The following is an 8128-nucleotide window of genomic DNA, read 5'->3' on the forward strand; positions in this document are numbered from 1 at the left end:
GACACGGTTCAGCATCCGGCGGCACCCACGGGGCGCCCTATCGTCAAAGACTTTCTTTGCGGGCTTCGCGCCTTTGCGAGAGAACATGCCTTTGCCTTTTTCGTGCCCTTCGTGAGCTTCGTGGTAAAACCGCCTCCATGATCTGCCTCGGAATCGATATGGGCACCTCCGGGTGCCGGTTGATCGCCATCGATGACGGCGGTGCGGAGGTGGCGCGGGAGACGGTTGCACTCGCCCCGCCGCACAGGGACGGCGCGTGTGTGGAGCAGGACGCGGAGGTCTGGTGGGAGGCACTCGGCACGGTGCTCCGCGCGGTAGTACGCAAACTGCCGGAGCCCCCGGCGGGGCTGGCCATCGATGGCACCTCGGGCACATTGGTGGTCACCGACGACCGGGGCCACCCACTCGGCACGGCACTCCTGTACAACGACGCCCGCGCACAGGCGCAGGCACAGCGGATTGCCGGGCTCGCGCCGCGCGAAAGCGGGGCCCATGGCCCCACCTCCAGTCTCGCCAAGCTGCTGTGGTGGCTGGGGTACCGGGACGCGGGGCGGGCCCGTCATGCGCTGCACCAGGCGGACTGGCTGGCGGGGCGGCTCACGGAACGATGGGGCCTGAGCGACGAGAACAATGCCCTGAAAATGGGTTATGACCCGGCAAGCCGCGCCTGGCCAGCCTGGATGGACGCGCTGGAGTTGCCGGCCGGCCTGTTGCCGCGCGTGGTGGCGCCGGGGGATCTGCTGGGTCACGTGACACCCGGCGCCGCCGAAGCGTGTGGCATTCCCGAAGGCCTTCCGGTGTTCGCCGGCACCACCGACAGCGTGGCGGGTTTTCTCGCCACCGGCGCTGCCCTGCCCGGCGAGGCGGTCACGTCTCTGGGCAGCACGCTGGTGCTCAAGATTGTCTCGCCCGAACCGGTGTTCGCGCCCGAGTACGGGGTGTACAGCCACCGCATCGGGGACCGCTGGGTGGCCGGGGGCGCATCCAACAGCGGCGGTGCGGCCCTGCTTCAGTTCTTCACCCCGGAGCAGATGCGGGCACTGACCCCCACACTGGATCCCGACCGACCCACTGGCCTGGATTACTATCCCCTGCCGGCGCCCGGCGAGCGCTTTCCCCACTGCGATCCCGGGTTCACGCCGCGCCTGGAACCGCGTCCCGATGACGATGCGACGTTCTTCCAGGGTCTGCTGGAGGGCATTGCCGCCATCGAGGCGGAAGGCTACCGGCTGCTGGCGAAACTAGGGGCACCCGGGCCCCGGAGCATCCGCACCGTCGGGGGTGGCGCGGCGAACCCCGCATGGCGGCGGATCCGGGAACGCACGTTGCCCGCACCACTGGTGGAGGCGGACCACAGCGAGGCAGCCTACGGTGCGGCCCTGCTGGCCCGTCAGGGTGCGCGGCGATCGCGGACCTAGCTAGAGATACCGGTCGAGAAACTCCCTGATCTCACGCCCGTAGCGGGCACCCGTGCGCAGGAATCCGTCGTTGTGCCCGCCATCCATCTCCAGCAGTTCGGCTTCTCCACCGGCCGCCTCCAGCAGTCGCCGGGCATGTTCGAAGGAGACGATCTCGTCGTCACGACTGTGGGCGATCAGTACGGGTGCGGTGATCTCATGCATGATCCCGAGCACCTCGTGGCGATGTCGAAGGAGTGTGCGCACGGGCAGCCAGGGATAGACCTCCGCGCCCAGGTCTGCCGCGCTTGTGAAGGCCGATTCGAGGATCACCGCCCCCGGCGCCTTGCGGGTGGCCAGATCCGCCGCCACCGCCGCTCCCAGGGAACGACCGAAGAGGACGATATCGCCGGAAGGAACCTCGCGTTCGTCGCGCAGGTGACGCCAGGCCGCGCGGGCATCCCGGCGGATACCGGCCTCCCCCGGACGACCCTCGCTCCGGCCATACCCCCGATAGTCGATGATGAACACCGACAGACCGAGATCCCTGAAGATGCGGATCGAGTCCATGCGATGGGAGATATTGCCCGCATTGCCGTGGAAGAACAGCAGGACGCCCCGGGGCTCCGGCGCCGGCACGTACCAGCCGTGCAGACGCACGTCGTCCTCCGTGACCAGATCGACGTCCTCATAGTCGAAGCCATGGTCGGCGGGTGTCATGACCAGGTCTCGCATGGGCATGTAGATCAGACGTTCCTGTCCCACGTAGACCAGGCCCACCAGAAGGGCATATGCGCCGACCACCGTGAGGAGAATCTTCATTACAGTCATCTCCAGCCTCCGTGATGTTCAGGCTATCCGACCCGGACCCGGGCACGCCACACCCCCGTGCGGCAGAGAACCTGAACAGCGGCACACATCGCGTAATCTGCCGCCGCACGCGTTAGACTGGATCCTCAGATCAGGCCCCGGCCTGCGCCCCGGGGGATTGCCCTTGCCCGGAGATCCGGGTGTAGAACAAGAATTCAGCTCACCACACTTGAATGAATCCTCTTCCGGTCATCCAGATCGTCCTGCCCGTGTTCCTGGTCATCGCACTGGGTTACTTCTACGGTCGGCGCCATCCCACGGACATCGACACCGCGAACCGGCTGAACATGGACGTGTTTACACCGGCGCTGATTTTCAGCGCGCTCTCCGCCCAGGGCTTCCAGATCGCCGATTACTCCACCCTGGCACTGGCGGGCATCCTCGTGGTGCTGGGCTCGGGGCTGGTGGTGCTACCCTTCGTGCGGCTGCTCAAGGTGCATTGGAAGACCTTCGTGCCGCCCATGATGTTCACCAACAGCGGCAATATGGGCATCCCCATCCTGCTGCTGGCCTTCGGCGAAGCGGCGCTGCCTGCCGCCATCGTGCTGTTCCTGGTGGAGAATACGCTGCACTTCAGTGTCGGCATCTACATGCTCAACCACAAGCTGAGTCTGTGGCAGCTCCTGCGTATTCCCATCATCGCAGCCAGCATCGCCGGCATCGCGGTGAGCCTGAGCGGTCTGGTGGTGCCACAGGTCCTGGCGGTGCCCATCGAGATGGTGGGGCAGATCGCGATCCCGCTGATGCTCTTCACCCTGGGCGTGCGTATGGTGGATGCGGACTTCTCGGACTGGCGGCTCGGTCTGTGGGGTGCCTTTCTGGCGCCTGCGAGCGGACTGGTGATGGCGGCGCTGATCACGCCGTTTCTCGATCTGACGCAGCAGCAGGTGGCCTATCTGTTCGTGTTCGCCGCCCTGCCTCCGGCGGTCCTCAACTACATGGTGGCCGAGAAGTACGGACAGGAGCCCAAACGCGTCGCCTCCATCGTGTTCATGGGCAACCTGTTTGCCATCGTGTCGTTGTCGTTGGTGCTGGGGTGGTTGCTGTGACCTTCTTGGGCCGCCCCGGTTGAAAATCCAACGCAAAGACGCGAAGACGCAAAGTACGCAAAGTCCTTATTCGTTAAAAAGCCCTTTTGCGCCCTTTGCGTCTTCGCGCCTCTGCGTTGAAGTCTTTTAACCACCACTGCCCGAACCATTAAGCAACTCCCCGTTCAGGAAGAAACGTTCGAACTCGTCCCTGGGCACGGGACGGCTGTACAGGTAACCCTGGAACATGGGGCAACCCTCATTGGCCAGAAAGGACTGCACGCGCCGGTCCTCCACACCCTCGGCGATGACGTTCAGGCCGAGGCTGCGCGCCAGCGCGATGATGGCGCGTACGATGGCGGCGTCATTGGCGTCGTCCAGCACACCCCGCACGAAACGCTGGTCGATCTTGATCTGGTCCAGAGGCAGGTGCTTGAGGTAGTAGAGGGAAGAGTATCCGGTGCCGAAATCGTCCAGGGAGAAACTGACGCCCCGGGACTTGAGCGCCTTCATCTTGGATATCGTGTCGTCCATGTCCACCAGCAGCGAACTCTCCGTGAGTTCCAGCTGAAGCTGATGCGCACCCGCCCCGGTTTCGTCGATGAGCGAGAACACCTCCTGCACGAAGTCGGGATGGTGAAACTGACGGGCGCTGACATTGACCGCCACACACCATTGGGGATGCCCTGCGACACTTGTCCACGCCGCCACCTGGCGGCAGACTCGTTCCAGCATGAAATGCCCCAGGCCGAAGATCAGCCCCGTTTCCTCCGCCAGCGGAATGAACTCCATGGGCGGCACGATGCCCCTATGCGGATGCTGCCAGCGGACCAGTGCTTCGGCACCTGCCAGCCTTCCGGTCAGGTCCACCTGGGGCTGATAGTAGGGCTCGAACTCCATGTGCTCGAGCGCGCGCCGCACCTCGGCCTCGGTGCGCACCCGCCGGTTCACGGTCGCCTGCATGACCGGGTCAAAGCGCCGGAGCGTATTGCGACCCGAGGCCTTGGCCTGGTACATGGCGAGATCCGCCTGCTTCATGATCTCGTCCACCGTGTCGTCGGGCTTGCCGAACAGCGTGATGCCGATACTGCACGTGCCCTGGCGTTCGCGGCCCGGCAGGTTGCCGGGTTGCGTGAGCGCCGTGAGGATCTTCTTGGCCATCAGTTCAGCATGCGCCATGGCCTCCTCGGGATCCGGATCCAGGTCTCCGAGCACGATCACGTACTCGTCACCCCCGAATCGGGCCACCGTGTCCGTGGCACGCACACAATCCTTGAGGCACTCGGCCACCCGGCGCAACAGGGCATCACCCTCGGTGTGGCCCAGGGTGTCGTTGAGGGTCTTGAAATGGTCGAGATCGAGAAACAGCACCGCGCCCCGGACCCCGTGACGCACGCTGGCGGCCAGGGCCTGCTGCAGGCGGTCCATGAGCAGGCGGCGGTTGGGCAGACCGGTGAGCGGGTCGTAGAACGCCAGGAACTGGATCTCCTCTTCCGTGCGCTTGCGCTCGCTGATGTCCCGGAAGAGCACTGCCAACCCGTCCGGCCAGGGATAGACACCGATCTCAATCCAGATTTCGAGAGGCTCATAGTACAGTTCGTAATGGACCGGACGCTGTTCATCCATCGCTTCCCTGAACCGGGTTTCCGTCACCGTGCCCACCAGATCGGGAAACACTTCCCAGACGGTCCGGCCCATGATCTCGCTGCGTGATTTTTGCAGCAGACGTTCGGCTTCACGGTTGGCGTAGGTGTAGCGGTAATCCCGGTCGATGGTGAGGAAGGCATCCGTCATGGCCTCCATGGCCACCGTGAGGCGCCCTTCCAGCTGTTTGATCTCCGCCTGTGTGCGCTTCGCCTCCGAGATGTCCTGGAAGGCACCGCGCACCTGCGTGATGCAGCCGGAGGCGTCCCGTACCGCCTCGCCCATGGACCGCACCCACAGGCGGCGCCCTTTGGCCGTGATGATCTCCAGTTCCTCGTCGAAGGGCACGCCTTGCGTGGCACAGGCGTCAAACAGTGCGCGTATCCGATCGATGCATTCCGGCGCGTAGAAGTTAACGCCCTCCTCCACCGACACCTCGGTGCCAGACGGCAGGTCGTGAATGGCGCAGGTCTCGTCCGACCACTTGATGCGGTTTGTCGACAGGTCAACCATCCACCCGCCCAGTCGCGCGGTGCGGTTCGCTGCACGCAGCATCATCTCGGTGTCGCGCAGGGACTGCTCGGCACGCTTGCGCTCGGTGATATCCTGGGTGATGACATAGACGCCCTGGCCATGACCGTCCACCAGCAACGGTATGGCAAGCACGGCGTAATAACTCCGCTCTCCCGCGTCATCCTCCCAGCTGTACTCAACTCTCTGGGGATGACCGCGCAGTGCGCCCTCGAAAGCGGCCGACGCCCGCTCGAGGTCCTCGGGCGCGACAAACTCGCTGTAGTGGCGTCCGAGCACATCCTCAGGGGGCATGCCCTTGTTCTGGCAGGCCCGCGCGTTCACCTCAACGAAGAATCCCTGGGTATCGATCAGATGAACGGCATCGGGGTGCCCGTGGAACAGGGCACGATAGGCCTCCAGGATATGGGACAGATCGTCAGTCACTCTGGTCAGTCCGTAGTCCTCGGGAGCCCGATGTCAGTCCTTCGGCCCGGGCGGAAATGACCTCGTCTCCTGTAACTATAGGCAGAATCCGGAAAACCGCAGGGTTGCTGTAGGATATTCCCCACCATCCGTCCGCTGAACGGTGCCGTCTGCGACGTCGGCCCGGCCTGAGGCAGGCATTGTCGGGTTCCTGCCCCCCCTGTATCGTTCACGGCCATGGAAACAGTCGATCTGCTGATCAGGGCCCGCTGGATTGCGCCGGTGGAGCCGGACGGCGTGGTGCTCGATCACCACGCTCTGGCGGTGCGGGACGGGCGCATCGTTGCGCTGCTGCCGGCGAGTGAAGCGCATGCGCGCTTCACCGCCGACACGGTTCACGAGCTGAACAGCCACATCGTCATTCCCGGACTGGTGAACGCCCACACCCATGCGGCCATGGCGCTTATGCGCGGGCTGGCGGACGATCTGCCGCTGATGGAATGGCTGCAGGCACACATCTGGCCGGCCGAGAGCCGCTGGGTGGGTACCGAGTTCGTCGAGGACGGTACGCAGCTGGCCATGGCAGAGATGATCCGCGGCGGCGTCACCTGCTTCAACGACATGTACTTCTTTCCTGATATCGCCGCCCACGCGGCGAGCCGGGCCGGCATGCGCGCCGTACTCGGCCTCATCGTCATCGACTTTCCCACGGTCTGGGCCGCCAACGCCGACGAGTACATCGCCAAGGGGCTGGCCCTCTACGACCAGCACAAGGACGAAGCGCTACTGTCGTTCTGCTTTGCGCCTCACGCGCCTTACACGGTGGCCGACGAGGCGCTCAAGCGCATCCGTACACTGGCCAATGAACTTGATCTGCCGGTTCACATGCACGTGCACGAGACCGCCCATGAAGTGGAGGAAGCCACGGCGCGATTCGGCATGCGCCCACTGGAGCGGCTGGCGCAGATGGGGCTCGTGGGCCCGAACCTGCTGGCCGTGCACATGACCCAGCTGAACGATGCCGAGATCCGCCACCTGGCCGAAGCCGGCGCCCACGTGGTCCATTGTCCCGAGTCCAACCTCAAGCTGGCCAGCGGCTTCTGTCCCGTGCAGAAACTGCTCGATGCAGGCGTCAATGTCTGCCTGGGCACCGACGGCGCCGCCAGCAACAATGACCTGGACCTGCTGGGAGAGATGCGCACCGCCGCGCTGCTGGCCAAGGGCGTATCGGGCAACGCCGCCGCCCTGCCGGCGGCCACTGCCCTGCGCATGGCCACGCTGAACGGCGCCCGGGCCCTGGGACTGGGCGACGAGATCGGCTCACTGGTGCCCGGCAAGGCGGCGGACATGGTGGCCGTGGATCTGGCAGGCCTGGAAAGCCGCCCCGTCTACCATCCGCTGTCACACCTGGTCTACGCCACGAGCCGCCACCAGGTCACCGATGTCTGGGTGGCCGGGAAACCCCTGCTAAGGAACGGACGCCTGACCACGCTGGACACCGACGCGATCGGGGCAAAGGCGGAGGTCTGGCAGCAACGGCTGATGGAAAATGCGTAAGAGGCGATTCAATATTCAAAATTCAAGATTCAAAGTGGGCGGGTGCCATGGCGAGCCCGTTCAGTACATGCAGTTACCGTGCTTTCCCCTTGAATCTTGAATATTGAATCTTGAATCTTGAATTGACTTCCATGCTGTACCATAACCGCACCGTCACCCATGATGACCGACATGTCCGCCCCCTCCACACCCAACATCGATCCCGGCGAGGTCGCCAAGTTTGACGATCTGGCACACCGCTGGTGGGACCCGCAGGGTGAGTTCCGACCCCTGCACGAGATCAATCCGCTGCGCCTCGATTACGTGGAGCGCCGCGCCCCGCTGGCCGACGCCCGGGTGCTGGACGTGGGCTGCGGCGGGGGAATCCTCGCGGAATCCATGGCCCGTCGCGGTGCCAGGGTCACGGGCATCGACATGGCACCGGGGCCGCTGGAGGTGGCGCGGATGCACCTTCATGAGTCGGGGCTGGAGGTGGACTACCGGCAGGTGCCGGTGGAGGAACTGGCCGGGGAGATGCCCGGCGCGTTCGACGTGGTGACCTGCATGGAGATGCTGGAACACGTCCCGGACCCGGCCTCGGTGGTGAACGCCTGCGCGCAACTGGTACGCCCCGGCGGGCACGTGTTCTTCTCCACCATCAACCGCAATCCCAAGTCCTTCCTGCATGCCATCGTGGGCGCCGAGTACGTACTCGGC

At 64.8% G+C, this 8128-nt stretch carries 6 protein-coding genes; 4 read left to right on the top strand and 2 right to left on the bottom strand.

All coding sequences use genetic code 11. The annotated features are described in order from the left end of the window. The first annotated feature begins 137 nt into the window (after window positions 1-137). Window positions 138-1418, top strand: coding sequence for an FGGY-family carbohydrate kinase (locus B1C78_RS05730; protein WP_077278190.1), 1281 nt, complete (start codon window positions 138-140; stop codon window positions 1416-1418). Here the strand turns inward: B1C78_RS05730 and B1C78_RS05735 are convergent, their stop codons facing one another. Further along, window positions 1419-2228, bottom strand: coding sequence for an alpha/beta hydrolase (locus B1C78_RS05735; protein WP_077278191.1), 810 nt, complete (start codon window positions 2226-2228; stop codon window positions 1419-1421). Window positions 2229-2440: 212 nt separating this feature from the next. On the opposite strand from B1C78_RS05735, the gene B1C78_RS05740 reads away from it, so the two are divergent. Beyond that, window positions 2441-3316 (top strand): AEC family transporter, encoded by an 876-nt coding sequence (locus B1C78_RS05740; protein WP_077278192.1) that lies wholly within the window; start codon window positions 2441-2443, stop codon window positions 3314-3316. 126 nt (window positions 3317-3442) lie between these two features. On the opposite strand, the gene B1C78_RS05745 is transcribed toward B1C78_RS05740, so the two are convergent. Then, window positions 3443-5896 (bottom strand): sensor domain-containing protein, encoded by a 2454-nt coding sequence (locus B1C78_RS05745; protein WP_077278193.1) that lies wholly within the window; start codon window positions 5894-5896, stop codon window positions 3443-3445. Window positions 5897-6112: 216 nt separating this feature from the next. Here B1C78_RS05745 and B1C78_RS05750 point away from each other — a divergent pair, with 216 nt between their 5' ends. Continuing rightward, complete coding sequence (locus B1C78_RS05750) at window positions 6113-7432, top strand: TRZ/ATZ family hydrolase (RefSeq protein WP_077278194.1); 1320 nt, start codon at window positions 6113-6115, stop codon at window positions 7430-7432. Between the two features lie 171 nt (window positions 7433-7603). Next, the coding region (gene ubiG, locus B1C78_RS05755; protein WP_077278195.1) for a bifunctional 2-polyprenyl-6-hydroxyphenol methylase/3-demethylubiquinol 3-O-methyltransferase UbiG at window positions 7604-8128 on the top strand (525 nt) is incomplete at its 3' end.

Source organism: Thioalkalivibrio denitrificans (assembly GCF_002000365.1).
GTDB classification, from domain to species: domain Bacteria; phylum Pseudomonadota; class Gammaproteobacteria; order Ectothiorhodospirales; family Ectothiorhodospiraceae; genus Thioalkalivibrio_A; species Thioalkalivibrio_A denitrificans.